The following is a 21,350-nucleotide window of genomic DNA, read 5'->3' as shown; positions in this document are numbered from 1 at the left end:
GTTACGTTCCCCCATTTCAAATCAATACGGTGGAGCCTCAAGCGTAATGCGTCCTAGCTTCCCTGAGCGCAAATCACGCAAAATAATGCCTGACGTCTTCTCGAGGTCAATACGTCCACCACTTAATAAACATCCTCTGCGACGCCCGATAGCCTCCATTACTTTTACAATCTCATCGGAATCAGAGGTATCCTTCGGAGGCGACTCAAGCTCATATCGTTCCTGAATCGACGGCCAGTAGCGATCAATTAGCTCACGCATCGCAAAGAATGCGATGTCATCCACATTCAATATTTGCTCTCTAATCGCGCCAGTCATCGCAAGACGGTAACCAACAAGCTCATCCTCAAACTTCGGCCACAAAATGCCTGGCGTATCGAGAAGCTCCATTTCGGTCCCAATCTTAATCCATTGCTGTCCCTTCGTAACGCCTGGACGGTCGCCCGTCAAAGCAATAGCACGTCCTGCCAGCTTGTTAATAAGTGTAGACTTCCCAACGTTCGGAATACCAACGATAAGCCCTCGAATCGCACGCGGATTTATCCCTTTAGCAATTTGACGAGCGATTTTTTCATGCAAAATTTGTTTCGCCTTTAGCGGAACCTCATTTACTTTCGTTCCAGTAGAAGAATCAATCGCAATCGATTCATGACCCTCATTGCGAAAATAGGCCATCCATTGCTCCGTCGTCTTCGGATCAGCCAAATCGGATTTATTCAGCACGATCAGCCTTGGCTTCCCGTTTAATATTTCTTCAATCATCGGATTGCGGCTCGATAGCGGTACTCGAGCATCCAATAGTTCAATGGCAAGATCAATGAGCTTGAGCTTGTCCTGTATTTCCCGTCTCGCCCGTGTCATATGACCCGGAAACCATTGAATGGTCATTCACTCACCTCATTTAGTCCAGTGCTTTATAAACTCAAGCTTGTCGAGCGGCCAAAAAATAATATCGGCACGTCCTACAACCTCTGAATCCTTTACAAAACCGATTACTCGGCTGTCTGTGCTGTCGCTGCGATTGTCTCCAAGCGCAAATATTGTCCCTTCAGGAACCGTCATTTCCGGCACCTCAGTGTTAGGAAAGTTTGGACCGTTTTGATTGTAGAGCTCACCTTTAGCTTGCGCTGCTGCAATCGCTTCTTTAATATATGGCTCGTCGATGAGCTTGTCATTAATGTACAAGTCATCGCCTTCAAGCTTAATCGTGTCGCCAGGTACACCGATCACTCGTTTAATAAATTTCCGCCCTTGCTCCGGCACGTCAAAAACAACAACCTCACCGAATTTCGGTTCACGAATAGTATATAAGATTTTGTTAACGATTAAACGTTCACCCGTCTCAAAGTTTGGCTTCATGGAAGGTCCATCGACGATGAATGGTGAAAACAAAAATTGACGAATGAGAAATACGAGAACGACCGCTATGACTAACGCTTTGATCCATTCTACGATCTCTTTATAGGTTCCGCCTTGCTTTCCTGAGCCAGATGCATGGACTGAGGCACGGTTTGGCATATTTTGCTGATTGTCCGCATCGTTCTGCGTATCTTTCAATTCATTATCGCTGCCGCTGTCCATCCCATCATTGCGCTGCTGTGAATCCACTCTGTTCGCCTTCTTCCCCATTGCTGTAATATGTAAAATACCTTGAGAAAAAACGAAAAGGAGCTTGTTTGCGCAAGCTCCTCTTGTCGTTTGTTCTTAACGAATTTCTTTAATACGAGCAGCTTTTCCGCGAAGACTACGTAGGTAGTACAATTTCGCGCGACGTACTTTACCACGGCGAGCCACTTCGAGTTTTTCGATTTTAGGCGAGTTAAGCGGGAAAGTTCTTTCCACACCAACACCGTAGGAAATTTTACGCACTGTAAAAGTTTCGCTGATTCCACCGCCGCGACGTTTGATTACAACGCCCTCGAACAATTGGATACGCTCACGAGTTCCCTCGATAACTTTTACATGAACTTTTACCGTGTCACCAGGACGAAAGTTCGGTAGACCTTGACGCAGATTTTCTTGCGCAATTGTTTGCAAAAGATTCATTTGATTCACTCCTTCCACATAGACGTTCTTATAAGCTAACCGAGTTCCACTGAACCGGATCATCGCTGATAGCGGACCGTCCGACTTTACGAACAACACTAGAAATTTTACCATAACCAGCCCAATAATACAATACGATTTTTCATTCTCTTTTCATGTATACTGAATAGTGACAAACTTTTACAAAGAGGTGAATATTTTGCACCACCCAAAACAATTTTTTTCTATTTTGAAAAAAGGGGGAATAATTGCTGTATCATTTATACTGATAAGCTCAGCAGCTGCGCAGGCTGCTACTGAAAAAACAGCTTTTAAGGATACGAACGGGCATTGGGCCAGCACCTACATCGCCTGGGCGATTGACCAGAAACTAGCACAGGGCTATGAGGATGGCAATTTCCAGCCTAACAAGCATGTAAATGAAGCAGAGTTTCTTGCCATGCTGATCAGAGCTTACAGCTTAGTCAACGAATCGGCCGAAAACGACGGTGGTTGGTCCAAGCCTTATTACGACTATGCTGCTAATCACGGATGGCCGCTAAGCACCTTAAAGCCAGGCGGCGAATTGCTTCGCGGACAAGCTGCACTGCTTCTCGCGTCTGCCGCGGTTGGCAAATCCTTCTCTGAGCAAAGCGCCATACAATGGCTGCTTGACGAGAAAATTTCAAGCGGAAGAACCTCTGCAACCGTAAATGGTTTTAATTCAGACGGAAAGCTTACGCGTGCAGAAGCTCTTACCTTCTTATATAACCTCAAGCTTCATTCCAACGCTCTATCAGAAACTAAAATCCAGAAAATCGACAACTCATTAGGTGGGATTTCATTAAACGATTCACTGCAAAAGCTTGAGCAGACGCTCGGTCAGCCCTCTCGTATCGATCCTAGCGAATATGGCTTCTCATGGTATGTTTATAATAAGAGCTATGCAAACCTCATGATGTTTGGCATACAAAACGACCGCGTAGCTGCACTCTTCTCCAATGCCGGAGGAAGCTGGAATATGGTATCAGGAGCAGCAGTCGGTCAAACGATTGATAGCGCTAAAAAGCTGCTGCCAAAAACGACGAAAACAGAGACTGCAGACGACTTTTATGCCTATTCCACAAGCAAGGATCGCACTACGCTTTTTATCGACAGACAAGACAGCAGCAAAATAAGCGGAATTTTGATTTTGGATATTGCCTACTCCAAAGCTTCAAAAATCACGTACAACAGCAAGCTGGAAGCAGCATTTGAAGAGCAGCTGTTCGACTTAGCCAATGCGGAACGTGCCAAACGAGGCATTCCGTTGTTTATATGGGACAAGCTTGCAGCCGCCTCAGCCCATGGACACAGCAGCGATATGAGTGCTCGCGGCTTCTTTGACCATACGAATCCAGACGGCTCATCACCCTTTGATCGAATGAAAGCAGAGGGCGTCAAATATCATTCAGCTTCTGAAAATATTGCAGCCGGATATCCGAATAGTATTTTTGCGCATTATAGCTGGGTTAATTCAAAAAGTGGCCATCGCGAAACACTGCTGAGCAGCAAGCTAAAGCGGCTAGGCACCGGAGTTGCCATAGGCGGCAGCTATCAGGTTTATTATACCCAGAATTTTTATACGCCATAGTTGCGCTGGTTATATGAAACAAATAAAAGCAAAGCTGTGACGAAATAAGTCACGGCTTTGCTTTTTATGTGCGCCCAGCATGGGCGCTATCTCTAGGGTTCAAGTCCCGAATGGTGAAGGCAGTAGTAGCCATAGCTTAAGGCAAGGGTGTCCATCGCGAGATGGAATCTGAAGGAAGCCGACGGCAAATCTCCGGTCTGAGGAACACGAACTTCATACAAGGCTAGCGTACGTTGGATGAGACTGCATAACAAGTCAAAGTCCTTACTGCCGAAGGCGTACGAGAGTAAATGAAGCAGATAGATGGAGAGGAAGATAGCGTTCTTACCTGGGGAGATCTGTACGGAAGGCGGAGCAAACTCCGTAACCTTGCTCATGAGGGCAAGCTGAACGTACAGAAGTCAGCAGACGCCATAGTACGCAGATGGTTGCAACCGTCTGCGGAAGGGCTGAACATGGAATAGGAATGAGGAAACTTGGCGTTCGAGGATGGATGATGAAAGCAGACAATCCGAAAGGACTTATCTGGGGAAAATAGCGGTGAATACGTGAGGGTACCCAGAAGGGCGGAGTCCATCAGCGGCACAAAGAGAAAGAATCGTTCACGCAAGGGAGTGTATCGAAGGATGATTGAGAAAGTGCTGTCACGAGAAAATATGCTGTCGGCGCTAGCAAGGGTTGAGGCGAATAAAGGAAGCCATGGCGTAGATGGTATGTCGGTAAAAGACTTACGCAGACACATCGTACAAAACTGGCAAACCATTCGCGAAAGCATCGAGAACGGAACCTATGAACCGAGTCCAGCGAGGCGGGTCGAAATCCCGAAACCGAACGGTGGAACTCGGCTCTTAGGCATACCGACCGTGACAGACCGCCTCATACAACAGGCGATCACGCAAGTATTGACCCCTGTATTCGACCCGACGTTCTCCGAACACAGCTATGGATTTCGCCCGAAAAGGCGAGGACATGATGCGGTAAGGAAAGCACGTACGTACATGCAAGAAGGACATCGCCTTGTGGTGGACATTGACATGGAGAAATTTTTCGACCGCATCCATCATGACCGCTTAATGGCAAAAGTGGCGCAGCGAGTACCAGATAAGGCGGTACTGAGGCTGATCCGCTCTTACCTAAAGGCGGGAGTCATGGAAGGTGGTCTCGTCCAAGCAACAACAGAAGGAGCACCGCAAGGGGGTCCACTCAGTCCGTTATTATCGAATATCGTATTAGACGAACTAGATAAAGAACTGGAGAAGAGGAACCTTCGCTTCGTGAGATACGCCGATGACTGTAACATTTACGTGAAAACGTGGAAGGCAGGAGATCGGGTGATGAGATCCATAACCACATTCATTGAGGATAAACTGAAACTGAAAGTTAACCGAAGGAAAAGTGCGGTAGACCGTCCGTGGAAACGCAAATTTCTGGGGTTCACGTTCAGCTGGGATAAGCAGAACCCGCGAATCAAGATGGCAAAGACAACCCTGCAACGAGTGAAAGCCAAGATCAAGGCGATCACCTCCCGCAGCAAACCGATCCCAATCGAAATGCGGATTAAAGAACTCAATCCGTATCTAACAGGTTGGTGCGGTTATTACGCACTAACCGACACGAAGAGTGTATTTCGAGAGTTGGATGCATGGACGAGAAGAAGACTTCGAATGTGTGTCTGGAAACAATGGAAACAACCTAAGACAAAGGTTAGAAAACTACAGTCTCTGGGAGTTCCGAAACAGAAGGCGTACGAGTGGGGGAATTCAAGGAAGAAATACTGGCGAATCGCAAGTAGTCCAATTCTCGACCGATCATTAAATAACCAATACTGGTCATCTCTTGGTCTAAAGAGTCTAACGGACAGATACAACCAATTGCGGAATATGACATGAACCGCCGTATACCGAACGGTACGTACGGTGGTGTGAGAGGACGGGGGCTAGTCACCCCCTCCTACTCGATTTCAGTTGTTCTACTTCTTCACTTGTTCCGACTCCTGGCTCGTCTGAGCCGCCAGCCATTTCCGTTCCTTATCAGACATCTCCGCGCTCTTCAGGAGATCAGGACGGCGCTCCAGCGTCCTTAGGAGCGATTGCTGACGCCGCCACACCTCGATATTCGCGTGATGACCGGAAATGAGCACATCAGGTACTTCCCAGCCGCGAAACTCAGCAGGACGTGTATAGTGAGGGTGCTCAAGCAAGCCTGTACTATAAGAGTCCGTTACAGCCGATGTCTCATTGCCAAGCACGCCGGGAAGCAGTCTCACGACACTATCTATTAATACCATCGCTGGAATCTCCCCGCCAGTCAGCACATAATCGCCAATCGACAGCTCATCTGTAACTAGATGCTCACGAATTCGCTCATCATAGCCCTCATAATGCCCGCAAATAAGAACCAAATGCTTCTCTTTGGAAAGCTCTTCAGCCTTCTTCTGTGTAAATTGTTGTCCCTGCGGACATAACAGAACGACGCGAGGCTTTATCGTCTCATCCAGCTTAAGATCCTCGACTGCAGCGAAGACAGGCTCCGGCTTCAACACCATGCCGCCACCGCCGCCGTAAGGATAGTCATCTACTGTATTATGCTTATTGCCTGAATATGCGCGGAAATTGATCGCCTGCAGGCTGACAATCCCTTTCTCGTTCGCCTTCCCCAAAATACTCGCCTGAAACACGCCGTCGAACATTTCCGGAAATAACGTCAGTACATCTATTTTCATTGCTTAAATCAATCCTTCCATCAAGTGAACCGTCACAAGCTTTTCTTTCGTATTGACGGTTCTTACTACTTCATCAATAACGGGAAGAAGCAGCTGCTTGCCAGAACCCTTTGGACGATCCACAACCCATACATCATTTGCACCAGGACTTAATATTTCTGAGATTACTCCCAGCTCTTCACCCTCTTCTGTCACAACGCGACAGCCAATAATTTCATGATAATAATATTCGCCTTCATCAAGCTCAAGCAATTTATCTGCAGATACTTTAAGCACCCAGCCTTTGTATTGCTCGACTTCATTAATATTAGTGAAGCCTTCCAGCTTCAATATGTATATGCTTTTGTTCGCTCTGGAGCTAACAATCTTCACTTCAAGCGAGGCTCCGCTTTCCTCATTCAGCATAAGAAGCTTGCTTCCTACAGCGAATCGATCCTCCCCAAAATCCGTTTGGGACAATATTTTTAGTTCTCCCCGAATTCCGTGCGTATTTACTACCTTCCCGACCGTAAACCATTTATCGTTCATGACAACCAGCCCTTCTAATGTGTATACCTTATTATACATGCAAAAACGGCATCGTTCCAAGTTCGAGAACGAAGCCGCTGGCATATTCCGATTTAGTCCCACGTATAGAAAGAAGGCTAGGACATTCATCCCAGCCTTCTTTCTATACGTGCATCATGACATAATATCAACGATAACACGCTTTTGCGATTTGACGGATGCAGAAGTCACAACCGTACGAATCGCTTTCGCTATGCGTCCCTGTTTACCGATGATTTTACCGATATCCTCGGGGTGAACCGAAAGCTCGTATATCGTGCCACGATCATCATCCTTCACATTGATTTGCACCTGATCAGGATGATCAACCAATGCCTTCGCTATGACAAGAATCAATTCTTTCATCTCAAGGCCCTCCGCTATTCAACAGTTATTTCTGTTGCTTAAGCTCATGGAACTTTTTAAGAACACCAGCTTTTGAAAGCAAGTCACGAACGGTATCAGAAGCTTGTGCTCCTGTTTGAAGCCATTTCAACGCTTTTTCTTCATCGATCTTAACTTGAGCCGGTTGTGCAACCGGGTTATAAGTGCCGATCTCTTCGATAAAACGTCCGTCACGCGGCGAACGGGAATCCGATACTACTACGCGGTAGAAAGGAGCTTTGTGAGCACCAATTCTTTTCAAACGAATACGTACTGCCATGAAAATTCACCTCCTTCAAAGAGTAAACTAGGTTTAAAACGGAAACTTCATATTTTTACCGAGCATGCCCTTAAGGCCCTTCTTGCCGCCCTTTGGACCTTTCGGACCCATCATCGATGAGAATTGCTTCATCATTTTCTTCATATCATCAAACTGCTTAATGAGGCGATTCACCTCAACGATTGTTGTACCGCTGCCCGCCGCAACACGCTTGCGCCGACTGTGGTTAAGCAGCTCCGGCTTTTGCTTCTCCTCTTTGGTCATGGAGCGAACAATGGCCTCAACACGGCCGATTTGCTTCTCATCGACCTTCATATCCTTCATGCCCTTCATCTTGTTCATGCCGGGCAGCATATCCATAATTTGATCAAGCGGTCCAAGATTACGAACCTGCTCCATCTGCTCCAGGAAATCGTCGAACGTAAATTCTGCTGTACGCATTTTACGTTCCATTTCCTTCGCCTTATCCGCATCGATATTGAACTGTGCTTTCTCAATCAACGAGAGCATGTCGCCCATGCCGAGAATACGAGAAGCCATACGCTCAGGATGGAAAGGCTCCAAGGAGTCGATCTTCTCACCCATCGCTGCAAATTTAATCGGACAACCCGTTACAGCTTTGACCGACAATGCCGCGCCGCCTCGAGTATCTCCATCAAGCTTCGTCAATACAACTCCCGTTAAAGCAAGCTGCTCGTGGAAGCTTTGCGCTACGTTAACCGCATCTTGTCCAGTCATTGCATCCACCACAAGGAGCACTTCATCCGGCTTCGTAATCTGATGAATTTGCTTAAGCTCTTCCATCAGCTCTTCGTCGATATGCAGGCGGCCAGCGGTATCAATAATAACGTAATCATTGCCGTTCTCTTTGGCATGCTGTAATCCAGCACGCGCAATTTCTACAGGCGAGACCTGATCACCTAAGGAGAATACCGGTGCATTGATTTGTTCACCTAGCACCTGAAGCTGCTTAATCGCAGCCGGACGATAAATGTCGCATGCGATAAGAAGCGGCTTATTGTTGCTCTTCTGAAGCAGCTTTGCAAGCTTGCCTGAGGTTGTTGTCTTACCGGCACCTTGCAAGCCCGCCATCATAATGACAGTTGGTGGCTTATTAGCCTTCACAAGCTTGCTTTGTGTGCCGCCCATCAGCTCGGTCAGCTCTTTATTTACGATATCGATGACGACCATGCCGGGCGTAAAGCTCTTAGATACATCCAATCCAATAGCCCGTTCCTTCACCTTTGCGATAAAGTCCTTCACGACCTTAAAGTTAACGTCAGCTTCTAGAAGCGCTAAGCGAACCTCGCGCATCGCTTCGCTAACATCTTCCTCGGAAACCTTGCCTTTACCCCTCAGCTTGCTGAACACATTTTGAAGCCGACTTGATAAGCTCTCAAATGCTGCCATGTACCGTCACCTCCATTCTTTATGTGTTATTCGTTCAATTCCAATTGTGCAATAATGCTCATAAGATGCTGCTTATCCTGCTCAGCAATTGAAAATGTATTCACGCTGTGCACAAGCTGTGCAGTCAATAGTGAAATCGATTCATGCTTTACGAGCAAGCCAAGCTTACTCTCATAGCTCTCAAGCATTTGCTCAGCACGTTTGATATGCTCGTATACCGCCTGCCGGCTAATGCCGAACTCAGCTGAAATTTCTCCAAGTGAGAAATCATCGTGAAAATAATATTTGAGAAACGTCCGCTGCTTCTCTGTTAAGAGCAGCTCGTAAAAGTCGAACAACAAGTTTATTCGGGTCGTCTTGGATAAGGCATCTGGTTCATTTGCTTTCATCCCCTCAGCCCCTCCTGCTATTTCTTTTGTGTCACCGACAAGGTAAATACCTTTACACCTGACAACGTCTTTTATAATACACGATGCTATAGGCTGCTGTCAAGCATTTTACCTTGTCACCTTTACAAGCTGCTGCAGCAAGCCGCAGCCGCATCTCAATCACGCATTATTCCACCGTTTTTTCGGAGTCTTCCTCTTCCTCGCGCTGAATTAATCCAGCAAATAAAGCATGAATGAATTGCTCCGAGTCGAACTGCTGGAGATCTCCCATTTTCTCACCGAGTCCTACCAGCTTCACCGGCAGACTAAGCTCATTGCGAATCGCGATAACGATGCCGCCCTTAGCAGTACCATCGAGCTTTGTCAGGACAAGACCCGTTACACCGCTCTTCTCACCAAACAGCTTCGCTTGGCTAAGTGCATTTTGACCGGTAGTTGCATCGAGCACCAGAAGAACCTCATGCGGAGCATCCGGCAGCTCACGCTGAATGACACGAAAAATCTTATTGAGCTCCTCCATCAGATTCGATTTATTTTGCAGTCTGCCTGCTGTATCGCAAAGAAGCACATCGACGCCACGCTGCTTAGCAGCCTGCACCGCATCAAACATAACCGCCGCGGGATCTGATCCTGACTGCTGTTTAATGACGTCAACACCTACACGATTTCCCCATACCTCCAGCTGCTCGATCGCACCGGCACGGAATGTATCTCCCGCTGCCATAAGCACGCTTTTCCCTTCGCTTTTGAACTTATGAGCCAGCTTGCCAATGGTTGTCGTTTTGCCTACACCATTGACGCCCACGAACAAAATAACGGTAATGCCGCTCGGTGCCATATTAAGACCCGAATGATCGTCACCTTTCATAAGCTGAATCAGCTTCTCAGAGAGAATCGGCTGCAAATCTGCAGCGTCTTCAATCTTGCGCTTCTTCACCTCAACGCGAAGCTCGTCGATTAGCTGCATAACAGTGTTGACACCAACGTCTGCGCCAATGAGAATCTCTTCAAGCTCCTCATAAAACAGCTCGTCGATTTTTTTGCGGCGGGTAATCAGCTCCTCAACCTTTTCTACGAACGCAGTACGCGTCTTCGTCAAGCCTTCTTTAAAAATATTCGTTACCGCTTCTGTTTTTGTCGCGATGCTTTCCTTCAGCTTTTTAAAAAAACTCATCGTTTCAACTCCCCATCCATCCATTGCCTTCTATTTAAATGCGTATTTATGCGGATACCGACTCTTCATCCTCCAAGCGCACCGACACCAGCTTCGATACGCCGCCTTCCTCCATCGTAACGCCGTATAACACATCTGCTTCTTCCATCGTGCCTTTGCGGTGCGTAACGACAATAAACTGTGTAAGCTCTGAAAACTCTCGCAAATATTGGGCAAAGCGCGAGACGTTGGCTTCATCAAGCGCTGCCTCAACCTCATCAAGTACACAGAACGGCACAGGCTTAACCTGTAATATCGCAAATAGCAGCGCAATTGCAGTTAGTGCGCGCTCTCCGCCTGATAACAGCTGCAGGTTTTGCAGCTTCTTGCCAGGAGGCTGGGCGACGATATCAATCCCCGTATCCAGCACTCGCTCCGGATCAACGAGTACCAGATCTGCTCTGCCGCCGCCGAACAGCTTCGCGAATACGATAACAAAATGGCCGCGGATCGCTTCAAAGGTCGCTTTGAACCGTTTCGACATTTCATCATCCATCTCACGAATGACCTGATACAGCGTCGTCTTCGCATCTACCAAATCATCTTTTTGTTCAGTCAAAAACTCAAACCGTTCACTCACTCGCTCGTATTCCTCGATTGCGCCTAAGTTCACCTCACCAAGCGATGAGATTTGACGTTTAATGTCTCTAACCTCATTTTGCGTCCCGACAACATCTTCCGGTACAGGATACTGCTCTTTAGCCAGCTCATAGCTCAGCTCATATTCCTCACTCAGCTTGCGCAATAAATTATCGAGCTCCACATCCAGCCGATTTGCCGCAATCTCGGTTTGCCTCATCTGGTCTTCCACTTGTCTTAACTGCGCACGCTGCTCCTTCGTCTCACTCTCGCCAAGATCGAGCTCAGCAATACGCTGCGCGCGAGCAGATCTCTTAAGATCTGTTGTCTCCGCGCATTGCTGCTTCTTAATACGAAGATGATTGAGCTGCTCTATTTGCTGAACTGACTCTGTGGTGTGCCTCTCGAGCTCCTCTTCTTGTTGAATAAACAATGAGCGCAGCCCTCCAAGCTCCTGCTTGGCCCGCACAATATCGGTGCGTACACGTGCCGATTGATCCTCGAAAGAGAGTCTCTCTTGATCTGTTTTGGCAGCTGCGATCTTAATGTCGGTTAGCTGACCCTGAAGCTCTTCTTTGGCAGATTCGCTTGCCTTGCGGCGTTCCTCAGCCAAACGGATCGCTTCTTGCAGCCGAGCTTCATCCACAACCAGCTGCTCTAAACGGAGCTCTGCTGCTGCCGCAGCTTTCTGCACATCCTTCTGCTCGGACAGATGCGTATTACGGTCTGCTGAATACAGCTGCCGCTGCTCGTCCAAATGTTTAGCTTCATTATGAAGCTGCTGAATTTCTGCTCTAATTTGCTGCTCTTCAATTCGGCTTTTCTCGCCTTCCACACGCAGCTCTTCTATATTATGCGTACGTATGGAATGCTCTTTGCGCAAGTCGCTAAGCTTGTTCCGCAGTTGAGCGACCATTCTTTCGGCATCAGCAATTTCTTGATCAAGCGCATCTATTTGCCGTTGACGACCAAGCAGGCTCGCGCCTTTCTTCTGCAAGCTGCCGCCCGTCATGGAGCCGCCAGCGTTAACGACATCGCCTTCAAGCGTTACGACACGATAGCGATACTGGCATTTCGATGCAATGCGGTTCGCTTGCTCCAGCGTTTCGGCAAGCAGAACATTGCCAAGCAAGCTGTTCACAATTGCCGAGTAGCGATCTTCGGAGCTAACTAAGTCAGCCGCAACGCCCACGAAGCCCTCGACAGATTCTGCTGTCCGCTTATCATGCTCAGACACTTGTCTGCCGCGAATGACATCCAGAGGAAGAAAGGTTGCACGGCCCAGCTGACGCTGCTTTAGAAAAGCAATTGCCGTTCGTGCACTCTTCTCATCCTCCATAACAACATGCTGCAAAGCGCCGCCAAGCGCCGTTTCTACAGCGACCTCAATACGTTCCGGCACACGAACAAGCTCCGCTACCGCACCATGAACGCCAGTGATGGCGCCATTGCTTCTCCGTGAAGCTTTCAGCACCTCTTTTACGCCCTGCTGGAAGCCATCGAGCGCATCCTGCATTTCCTTCATCGTGTCTCTTCTCGAAACATGGCTGTCGAGCTTTTGCTCCCACTTGCGTATCGCCAAGGTCACTTCTTCCAAGCCTTGCGAAATGGCTCTTATTTGCTCCGATTCCGTAAGTGTTTTGTTTCTTGCCTGCTCTAGCCTAGCAAGTGTAGTCTCCAAAGCCTCTGCTAGCTCCAAACGCCTAGCATCGAGCCTCGCTTGCTGCTCCAGCCACTTCGTCTCATCCTCACTAATTCGCTCCATCCGCCGCTGAAGCGTTTCCTGCTGCTGAGCTGCATATCGAATTTCATTGCGATGCTGAGCCATTGCGCTAAGCACCTCTAGCAGCTCGCCTTTAAGCGTCTCCTCTGCATCAGCCACTGCGCCCCCAACTACACCCAATAAACGAGCTTCCTCATCGGAAATCTTTGCGCGAAGATCCGCGAGCTGCAGCTGCAGCACGGCTGCACGGCTTCGGAATTCCGCTTCCTCCTGCGTTAACTTTCCAATACGATCATCCTGCGCCGCAATGGACTCTTCCAGCTGCCGTTTATTTTGCTCCAAATTTCGTTTGCGTTCTTTGAGAACCTCGCCATAGCCTTCACATTTTTCAAAATCTTCGCCAATTTGCAGCATCGCTTCATGCAGCTGATCCAGCTCGACCTCCAGCTCACGCAGCTGCTGACGATCCTTCTCTAGATGCGCATCATGCTTGCTAACAACAGTCGATAGCTGAAGCTCCTCCTGCTTTAACCGTTCAAGCTTGCCGCTTGCCTCGGTCCATGACCCATGAATCTGTTCAATGTTATGTACATACATGGAGATCTCTTTTGTTTTCAGCTGCCCTTTAAGCGATTTGAAATGAATCGCTTTCTCCGACTGCTTGCGAAGCGGACTGACTTGATCTTCAAGCTCTGTGACAAGATCATGAATACGCAGCAGATTTTGCTCCGTTTCATCAAGCTTTCTCTGTGCCTCGCGTTTACGCGACTTATATTTCACAATACCGGACGCTTCCTCAAAAATACCGCGGCGATCCTCCGATCGCGTACTTAAAATTTCTTCTATTCGGCCTTGTCCAATAATGGAATAGGCTTCTTTACCGATACCTGTATCCATAAATAGCTCGGTAATATCTTTTAGCCGGCATGGCTGTTTATTAATCAAATACTCACTATCACCGCTCCGATGCACACGCCTAGTGACCGTAACCTCGTTATATTCAAGCGGCAACGCGCCGTCAGTATTGTCGAGGGTCAGAGAAACCTCGCTATAGTTGACAGCCTTCCGAGCATCGCTGCCGGAAAAAATAATATCCTCCATCTTGCCGCCGCGCAGACTCTTGGCGCTTTGCTCACCAAGAACCCATCTTATACCATCTGAAATGTTGCTTTTACCGCTGCCATTTGGTCCTACAACCGCAGTGATCCCGGTCACGAATTCCATTTCAGTTCGATCGGCGAAAGACTTAAAGCCTGATAGTTCAATCCGTTTCAAAAACATGTCTTGGTGTTCACCTCACCCCTCATTGTATCATAACTTATGGGCCTTGATAACCATATTAACGCGCAAAAACATATCGTAAAAACAAGCCTAAGGCAATATTCAGCGATCCGCTTTACCCTTCTTTTAACAGAAAAAGAGAGCATCCATCAGATCGCATGACCTGCTCTGGACACTCTCTTCGCTGACTAGGCTTGCTCCTGCGATAGGGTTCGCCATGCTTCAGCAGCAGCACGCTGCTCCGCTTCCTTCTTCGTTCTCCCGCTTCCAACGCCAAAGCGCTCTTCACCGAGATAAACCTCAACAACAAACTCACGATCATGCGCAGGACCGCGCTCTTCTATGATACGGTATTCAACCGCCCCAAGCCCATGATGCTGTGAACGCTCCTGCAGCTTGGACTTTGCATCCTTAACCAGCAGGCCGTAGTCGTTCGACTCAACAAAGGGGAACATATGCTCATTTAGGAATGCTCTTGTTTGTTCAATACCCGCATCTAGAAAGATCGCTCCAACAAATGATTCGAACAAATCTGCAAGCAGCGCCTGACGCTGCCTACCGCCAAGCTGTTCTTCACCGCGGCCAAGCAGCACATGCGAGCCTAGCTCCAGCCGTTCCGCGAATTGTGCCAAGGAAGGCTCACAAACGATGGAAGCACGCATTCTTGTAAGCTCACCCTCTGGGCGCTGCGGGTACGCGGAGAACAAATATTCCGACACAAGCAGTTGAAGCACCGCGTCACCCAAAAACTCAAGACGCTCATTATCCTGAGCCGATCCGCGTTTATGCTCGTTCACATATGAGGTGTGCGTAAAGGCTTGTCGCAGCAGCTTCGTCCGCTTAAAGCTGAGCTGCAGTCGCTGCTGCAGCTCATAGAAGGAATCACGCTTCATAAACTTTCATCACAATCGAAGCGTTGTGTCCGCCAAAGCCGAATGAATTGGATAATGCTATCTTTACATTAGCTTCGCGCGGTTTATTAGGTACATAATCCAGATCACACTCTGGATCTTGATTTTCTAAATTAATGGTCGGTGCAATGATGCCGTTTTTGAGCGTCAAGCCTAGTATTACAGCTTCAACGCCACCTGCAGCACCGAGCAAATGACCTGTCATCGATTTTGTCGAGCTTACCGCTACCTTGTAGGCATGATCACCGAGCGCTTTCTTAATCGCTTTGGTCTCGGAACGATCACCGACAGGAGTAGATGTGCCGTGTGCGTTGATGTAGTCGATCTCGGATGGCTCAATTCCAGCATCCTTAAACGCCTTCACCATGCAGCGAGCAGCACCGTCCGGGTCTGGCTCGGTCATATGATGGGCATCACCGCTCATGCCGTAGCCAATAACTTCGCAATAGATTTTCGCCCCGCGTGCTTGCGCATGCTCTAATGATTCAAGCACCATTACGCCAGCGCCCTCACCCATAACAAAACCATCACGATCAACATCAAACGGACGGCTTGCTTTCTCAGGCTCATCATTGCGAACAGACATCGCGCGCATCGAGCAAAAGCCAGCCATACCCGTTGGTCTAATCGTCGCCTCTGCACCGCCAGCAATCATCACGTCGGCGTCGCCGCGTTGAATCAATTTGAAGGAGTCGCCTATGGAATGAGTACCCGTTGCACAAGCGGTGACCGCTGTACTGTTCGGACCCTTCGCACCAGTCAGCATCGATACTTGTCCAGAAGCCATATTCGCGATCATCATCGGAATAAAGAATGGACTAACGCGCTTAGGACCCTTCTCAAGCAAAATATTATGCTGGTCCTCCCATGTGCCAAGTCCGCCGATGCCGGAGCCAACCATAACGCCCACACGCTCTGCATCCGCATTTTGACCAATTTGCAAGTCAGCATCTTTAACCGCCAATTGGCTTGCGACTGCTGCAAACTGTACAAATCGATCCATTCTGCGCGCTTCTTTTTTATCTAAACCGTAATTCTCGGGACTGAAGTTTTTTATCTCTGCGGCAATATAGGTCGGGTATTCAGAAAAATCGAACGCCTCAACAACCGATACCCCTGATTTACCTTCTAGCAGGTTTCCCCAAAATTGCTCCAAATCGGAACCGAGCGAGGTAATAACCCCCATACCCGTAACAACCACTCTTTGTTTCATTCGATTCACCTCAATGTCCAGCAAAATAGATGAGCAAGCTGCATCATCTTTGTTAAATATAAGTCGATATGACTGCAACGCGTATACCCTGCTTATATTTCTCGATAAATACAAGCCAGACCGTTTATAGACAGTTTGAACCTTTACGCTCGAAATATAAGGAGGTATAAATATTATGCGTATACTAAACAACAATTTTCAGCTTTGTCTAAGTAAAAAATCAACTAGATGGAGAGAAGTCCCGTTTGTTATAAACGGGACTGTCCTTCTTACGTATGAGATTGTATGTATTTAACAACTTCTCCCACAGTGGTGATTGTCTCAGCATCTTCATCAGAAATTTCCATATCAAACTCGTCTTCTAGCTCCATGACCAATTCAACGACATCAAGAGAGTCAGCGCCGAGGTCATCTTTAAATGAAGCTTCAAGTGTTACTTCCGCTTCGTCTACGCCAAGTCGGTCGATGACGATACGTTTTACGCGATCTACTACTTCGGACATCCGGTTCACCTCCTCCATGGTATTATACGAGAATTAAAGATAAAATGCCATACGTAACCGTTTTAATTCCAGATTGCCAAATTAATCAGTGTTACATATACATGCCGCCATCCACATGAATCGTCTGCCCAGTCATATAGGCTGAGGCATCCGAAGCAAGAAAACGAACAGCGCTTGCGATGTCACTCGGATCACCGAGACGGGCAAGCGGAATTTGGCCAGTCAACGATTGACGCATTTCTTCCGGAAGCTTGTCTGTCATCTCGGTTTGTATAAATCCAGGGGCAACACAGTTAACAGTAATGCCCCTGGAAGCAAGCTCGCGCGCACTAGCCTTAGTAAGACCAATGACACCCGCTTTAGCCGCAACATAATTCGCCTGACCTGGATTGCCGATAACGCCAACCACGGAAGAAATGTTAATAATGCGGCCATAACGCTGCTTCATCATCGAGCGAGTGACCGCTTTAATGCCATTAAATACACCTTTAAGGTTCGTTTCAATGACTTGGTCGAACTCGTCTTCCTTCATGCGCATGATTAAATTATCTCTAGTAATACCTGCATTATTCACCAAAATGTCGATTGCGCCAAATTGCTCAATAACTTCCTTAACCATCGAGTCAAACTCGACTACTTTACCAACATTCGCTTTGATGACGATTGCACGTCTGCCAAGCGCCTCTACTGCCTCTGCAGTTTCTGCAGCTGCTGCCTCGCTGCCTGAATAATTGATGGCAACATCAGCTCCTGCTTCGGCGAGCGCGACAGCAATCGCTCTGCCAATACCACGCGATGCTCCGGTAACGAGTGCTTTCTTTCCTTCCAAGCTGGCAAACATCGAATCCCTCCACCCTATTATTCTTATCCCTTAAGCGCTTCTATCGCAGAGATGCTGTTTACCGAAACGATACGTAGATTTTTATCGATTTTTTTGATCAAGCCGGCTAGCACCGTGCCTGAACCAATCTCCACAAATGTATCTACGCCTTGCTCGATTAGATACCGAACACTGTCTTCCCACAGAACAGGAGAATATACCTGCTCCACAAGCAAGCTCCGAATGTCTGCGGCGGCTGTAACCGATTTTGCCGTCACATTGGCAACAACGGGAATAGCAGCATCCTTCATTTCAATAGCTGCAAGCGTAAGCATCAAATTATCCGCGGCAGGCTTCATCAGCGATGAATGAAACGGCCCGCTAACTTCGAGTGGAATGACCCGCTTAGCGCCCGCCTCCTCCTTGCCTCGTTCAACGACCGCTGCTACGCCTGCTGCTGTACCGGATACGACAATTTGTCCCGGGCAGTTCACATTAGCAAGCTCAACTGCTGAGCCCTCCGACGTAATCGCTGCGCAAAGCGCGGCAAGCGTCTCGCGCTCAGCGCCAAGCACTGCCGCCATCGCACCTTGTCCGCTTGGAACGGCTTGCTCCATAAATTGACCGCGAGCGCGTACCGTACGAACGGCGTCCTCAAATGAGAGCACACCTGCAGCAACAAGCGCACTGTATTCTCCCAGACTGTGACCTGCAACAAAATCAGGCTTCAACCCGCATTCAGCTAAAGCTTCAAGAAAAGCGACACTAACGGTGAGCAAAGCAGGCTGGGTGTTCGCCGTTTGCTTAAGCACCTCATCAGGTCCTTCGAAAATAATACTGCTTAATGAAAAACCCAGCGCTTCATCGGCTTGCTCAACAATAGAGCGCGAACGATCAAATGCGTCGTAAACATCCTTCCCCATTCCAACGACCTGTGCGCCTTGACCAGGAAATACAAATGCTGTTTTACTCAATGCGGTTCCTCCATTAATAAGATTACCAAACTAGAACTGAAGCGCCCCAAGTCAAGCCGCCGCCAAAGCCGACAAGAACGATTTTATCACCGTCGCTCACTCGACCCTGCTCGACTGATTCCGCTAGTGCAACCGGAATAGATGCGGAGGACATATTGCCGTATTTATCTAAGTTGATCATCGCTTTATCCTCCGACAAGTTCAGTCGGTTCATAGCGGATTGAATAATTCGTATATTCGCTTGATGCGGAACGAGAAGATCAATTTCTTCCTTCGCAATGCCTGCCATCTCTAACGCTTCTTCCGCAACACTACCCATAATTCTTACCGCAAATTTAAATACATCGTTGCCGGCCATATGGATAAAATGCTGCTTCGTCTGAACGCTCTCCTCCGAAGAAGGGATACGGGAGCCTCCGCCGCTCACTTTAAGCAATTCCCCGCCGCTTCCGTCAGCTCCAAGCTTGAATGCTTGGAAGCCGCGACCTTCTTCTACCTGTCCAAGCACTACTGCGCCTGCACCGTCACCGAAGAGGATACAAGTATTGCGATCTGTGTAATCTGTAATTCGTGACAGCGTCTCTGCGCCAACAACAAGCACATGCTTATACAAGCCGCTTGCAATCATGCTCGAGCCCGTCGCGAGTCCATAAATAAAACCTGAGCATGCAGCTGACAAATCGAATGCCGCAGCCTTCTTCGCGCCCAGCTTATCTTGAAGAAGACAAGCCGTCGATGGAAAGAACATATCCGGAGTAATCGTCGCAACGATAATGAGGTCGATGTCCTCAGCAGTCAAGCCTGCCGCAGCAATAGCTTTCCGTGATGCATGCAAAGCAAGATCAGAGGTCGCTTCTTCTGCTGCTGCAAGGCGGCGTTCCTTAATGCCCGTACGCGTTACGATCCATTCATCATTTGTCTCCACCATTGCTTCAAGCTCTTTGTTCGTCAAAATACGTTCAGGCACGTATTTACCCGTTCCGATAATTCCTACAGGATGTAAACCCATTTCACACACTCACTTCCCGTTTATTTCTGCTGCTATCGTTTCGATCAACTGGCCTTGAATAGCGCTGCGTGCTTGCCTTACAGCGTTCTTCACAGCGAGTGCATCCGAAGAACCATGGCATTTGACAACAAGGCCGTTAAGTCCTAACAATGGCGCGCCACCGTGCTCTTTGTAGTCCATTCTTTTCTTTAGTGTACGCAGCTTAGGCAACATGATCGCCGCTGCCAGCTTCGTCAATAAGGTTTCACCAAAGGCTTCCTTCAGCGAAGTGAATATCGTGCCCGCTGCGCCTTCCATCGCTTTCAACATAATATTGCCCGCGAAGCCGTCACATACGAGTACATCACAATTGCGATTCAAAACATCCCTTGCCTCGACATTCCCGATAAAATGTACCGGCGCTTGCTCTAGCAAAGCGAATGCCGCCTTAGACATCTCATTCCCCTTCATCGCTTCTGTACCCACATTCAAAAGTCCGACTCTCGGCTTCTCCAGTCCATGAACCTTTGAACGATAGATGCTGCCCATAATCGCATATTGCAGCAAGTGCTCTGGCTTAGCATCCATGTTCGCTCCCAAATCCAGCGTAAGAATCCCTACATCATCCATCGTAGGCATCATAGGCGCTAACGCCGGGCGCTCAATGCCATCCATTCTTCCTACTACGAGAAGGCCTGTGGCCATCAATGCGCCTGTGTTGCCAGCGGACAGCATCGCATCCGCCTGTTTCTCTCGCACGAGCTGTCCGGCTACGACCATAGACGCTCCTTTTTTACGGCGCACTGCTTTCACGGGCTCGTCATCAGGACCTATCACCTCATCCGCGTGACAAATCGTCACATTGGCAGGCTTTTGTCCTTTCATGAACGTTTCAATAACAGCAGTGTCGCCGACAAGCAGCAGCTCTGTATCCGGCCACTGCGCCGCTGCGTCAAGTGCCCCTTGTACAATTAAAGCAGGCGCGTTATCTCCGCCCATCGCATCAATAGCGATCCGCATGTTCGTCGCCTCCCTCAGTATCTGTGTCTCCTGCGGACCGAAAAATTACAAAGTTCCCTTGGAACACCATTTCATCTCCAACATATGTAAACAGCTCAACCTTTGCCTTGCTGCGCTCGCCCGAGATCGACCGAACATAAGCTTTGGCAATACATTTCTCTCCCAGCTTCACGGGACGAATGAACCTGATATCTGCTGTTACAGTAAGTGCAATTTCATCATCTATAATAGCAACTGCCAGTGAATTCGCTTGTGCAAATACGTGATGACCGCGTGCAATTCCGGTTCTCGAGAAGACATGCTCTTCCCTGATCTCAAACACAGATATCCCGCTCTTGTCCAGCTCCAGATCGACAATGTCGCCAATGACCTCGTGCAAGGGCAATGACCGAACCGAATCGTAGGAACGTTCAGCCATTAGCTTCAGCCGTTCTCTAAGCTCTGGAATGGCTAGCTCCATGCGGTCGAGCCGAATCGTCTGGATGCTCACCTTCAGCAGTCGCGTAAGCTCCCGATCCGTTATAAAGGGATTTTCATCAATATATCGGGCAAGCTGCTGATGCCGCTGCCGTTTGGGCATTCGTTCGATTTTCGGCACCACCTTTGATCATATCGTCAGACCATCCTGCTTTGATCTATAGCTTTGAAGCTCGATCTTATCACCTGGTACTAATTAAGTATATAAAAAAATACGACCGAGTGCAATGTTGCATACAAATATCAGGCGCATTGAATC

The 21,350-nt window shown here is 48.3% G+C and carries 22 protein-coding genes; 2 read left to right on the top strand and 20 right to left on the bottom strand.

The window, feature by feature from the left end; genetic code table 11:
- Positions 1-21: 21 nt before the first annotated feature.
- The 3 genes from ylqF to rplS form a co-directional block, all read right to left on the bottom strand.
- Positions 22-888: a ribosome biogenesis GTPase YlqF gene (gene ylqF / locus MHI37_RS14465; protein ID WP_083676163.1), complete on the bottom strand. Its 867-nt coding sequence runs from the start codon at positions 886-888 to the stop codon at positions 22-24.
- 9 nt (positions 889-897) lie between these two features.
- Complete coding sequence (gene lepB / locus MHI37_RS14460; protein WP_256710344.1) at positions 898-1,518, bottom strand: signal peptidase I; 621 nt, start codon at positions 1,516-1,518, stop codon at positions 898-900.
- A gap of 186 nt (positions 1,519-1,704) precedes the next feature.
- Entirely contained in the window at positions 1,705-2,046 is a 342-nt protein-coding gene (gene rplS, locus MHI37_RS14455) for a 50S ribosomal protein L19 (RefSeq protein ID WP_076336118.1), read from the bottom strand.
- A gap of 199 nt (positions 2,047-2,245) precedes the next feature.
- Between rplS and MHI37_RS14450 the strand changes: the two genes are divergently transcribed.
- Positions 2,246-3,658, top strand: a complete 1,413-nt coding sequence (locus MHI37_RS14450) for a CAP-associated domain-containing protein (RefSeq protein WP_076336119.1) — start codon at positions 2,246-2,248, stop codon at positions 3,656-3,658.
- A gap of 92 nt (positions 3,659-3,750) precedes the next feature.
- Here MHI37_RS14450 and MHI37_RS14445 read toward each other — a convergent pair whose 3' ends face one another.
- Positions 3,751-4,035: a hypothetical protein gene (locus MHI37_RS14445; RefSeq protein ID WP_179090146.1), complete on the bottom strand. Its 285-nt coding sequence runs from the start codon at positions 4,033-4,035 to the stop codon at positions 3,751-3,753.
- 249 nt (positions 4,036-4,284) lie between these two features.
- Here MHI37_RS14445 and ltrA point away from each other — a divergent pair, with 249 nt between their 5' ends.
- Positions 4,285-5,547, top strand: coding sequence for a group II intron reverse transcriptase/maturase (ltrA, locus tag MHI37_RS14440; RefSeq protein ID WP_342556552.1), 1,263 nt, complete (start codon positions 4,285-4,287; stop codon positions 5,545-5,547).
- Positions 5,548-5,627: 80 nt separating this feature from the next.
- On the opposite strand, the gene trmD is transcribed toward ltrA, so the two are convergent.
- The 16 genes from trmD to fapR all read right to left on the bottom strand — a co-directional run bounded on the left by trmD (position 5,628) and on the right by fapR (position 21,194).
- Positions 5,628-6,380, bottom strand: a complete 753-nt coding sequence (gene trmD, locus MHI37_RS14435) for a tRNA (guanosine(37)-N1)-methyltransferase TrmD (RefSeq protein ID WP_076335263.1) — start codon at positions 6,378-6,380, stop codon at positions 5,628-5,630.
- A 3-nt stretch (positions 6,381-6,383) separates the two neighbouring features.
- A complete protein-coding gene (rimM, locus tag MHI37_RS14430; RefSeq protein WP_076335264.1) occupies positions 6,384-6,908 on the bottom strand; it encodes a ribosome maturation factor RimM in 525 nt (174 codons plus the stop codon).
- Between the two features lie 153 nt (positions 6,909-7,061).
- The gene (locus tag MHI37_RS14425) at positions 7,062-7,292 is read right to left on the bottom strand and encodes a KH domain-containing protein (protein ID WP_076335265.1); all 231 of its coding nucleotides are present in this window, start codon (positions 7,290-7,292) and stop codon (positions 7,062-7,064) included.
- A 25-nt stretch (positions 7,293-7,317) separates the two neighbouring features.
- Positions 7,318-7,590: a 30S ribosomal protein S16 gene (gene rpsP, locus MHI37_RS14420; RefSeq protein WP_053375694.1), complete on the bottom strand. Its 273-nt coding sequence runs from the start codon at positions 7,588-7,590 to the stop codon at positions 7,318-7,320.
- Between the two features lie 33 nt (positions 7,591-7,623).
- Positions 7,624-9,000: a signal recognition particle protein gene (gene ffh, locus MHI37_RS14415; protein WP_076335266.1), complete on the bottom strand. Its 1,377-nt coding sequence runs from the start codon at positions 8,998-9,000 to the stop codon at positions 7,624-7,626.
- Between the two features lie 26 nt (positions 9,001-9,026).
- Entirely contained in the window at positions 9,027-9,389 is a 363-nt protein-coding gene (gene ylxM, locus MHI37_RS14410; protein WP_076335267.1) for a YlxM family DNA-binding protein, read from the bottom strand.
- Between the two features lie 166 nt (positions 9,390-9,555).
- On the bottom strand, positions 9,556-10,563 hold the full coding sequence (ftsY, locus tag MHI37_RS14405; protein WP_076335268.1) for a signal recognition particle-docking protein FtsY: 1,008 nt from the start codon (positions 10,561-10,563) through the stop codon (positions 9,556-9,558).
- 46 nt (positions 10,564-10,609) lie between these two features.
- Positions 10,610-14,185 (bottom strand): chromosome segregation protein SMC, encoded by a 3,576-nt coding sequence (gene smc, locus MHI37_RS14400; RefSeq protein ID WP_076335269.1) that lies wholly within the window; start codon positions 14,183-14,185, stop codon positions 10,610-10,612.
- A 188-nt stretch (positions 14,186-14,373) separates the two neighbouring features.
- Positions 14,374-15,078, bottom strand: a complete 705-nt coding sequence (rnc, locus tag MHI37_RS14395; RefSeq protein ID WP_076335270.1) for a ribonuclease III — start codon at positions 15,076-15,078, stop codon at positions 14,374-14,376.
- Positions 15,068-16,309, bottom strand: a complete 1,242-nt coding sequence (fabF, locus tag MHI37_RS14390; RefSeq protein ID WP_076335464.1) for a beta-ketoacyl-ACP synthase II — start codon at positions 16,307-16,309, stop codon at positions 15,068-15,070. Before fabF ends, rnc begins: the two co-directional genes overlap by 11 nt.
- A gap of 269 nt (positions 16,310-16,578) precedes the next feature.
- Entirely contained in the window at positions 16,579-16,812 is a 234-nt protein-coding gene (locus MHI37_RS14385; protein WP_053375686.1) for an acyl carrier protein, read from the bottom strand.
- 91 nt (positions 16,813-16,903) lie between these two features.
- Positions 16,904-17,653, bottom strand: coding sequence for a 3-oxoacyl-[acyl-carrier-protein] reductase (fabG, locus tag MHI37_RS14380; protein WP_076335271.1), 750 nt, complete (start codon positions 17,651-17,653; stop codon positions 16,904-16,906).
- Positions 17,654-17,676: 23 nt separating this feature from the next.
- Positions 17,677-18,606 carry an ACP S-malonyltransferase gene (fabD, locus tag MHI37_RS14375; protein WP_076335272.1) on the bottom strand — a complete coding sequence of 310 codons (930 nt, stop codon included), beginning with the start codon at positions 18,604-18,606 and terminating at the stop codon, positions 17,677-17,679.
- A gap of 22 nt (positions 18,607-18,628) precedes the next feature.
- Complete coding sequence (locus MHI37_RS14370; RefSeq protein WP_076335273.1) at positions 18,629-19,615, bottom strand: beta-ketoacyl-ACP synthase III; 987 nt, start codon at positions 19,613-19,615, stop codon at positions 18,629-18,631.
- A 9-nt stretch (positions 19,616-19,624) separates the two neighbouring features.
- Complete coding sequence (gene plsX, locus MHI37_RS14365; protein ID WP_076335274.1) at positions 19,625-20,614, bottom strand: phosphate acyltransferase PlsX; 990 nt, start codon at positions 20,612-20,614, stop codon at positions 19,625-19,627.
- Positions 20,598-21,194: a transcription factor FapR gene (gene fapR / locus MHI37_RS14360; protein WP_076335275.1), complete on the bottom strand. Its 597-nt coding sequence runs from the start codon at positions 21,192-21,194 to the stop codon at positions 20,598-20,600. Before fapR ends, plsX begins: the two co-directional genes overlap by 17 nt.
- Between the last annotated feature and the right edge of the window lie 156 nt (positions 21,195-21,350).

Source organism: Paenibacillus sp. FSL H8-0548 (assembly GCF_038630985.1).
Lineage (GTDB): Bacteria > Bacillota > Bacilli > Paenibacillales > Paenibacillaceae > Pristimantibacillus.
Note: the sequence above shows the minus strand (reverse complement) of the source record. Positions and strands in the feature narration are given on the sequence as shown.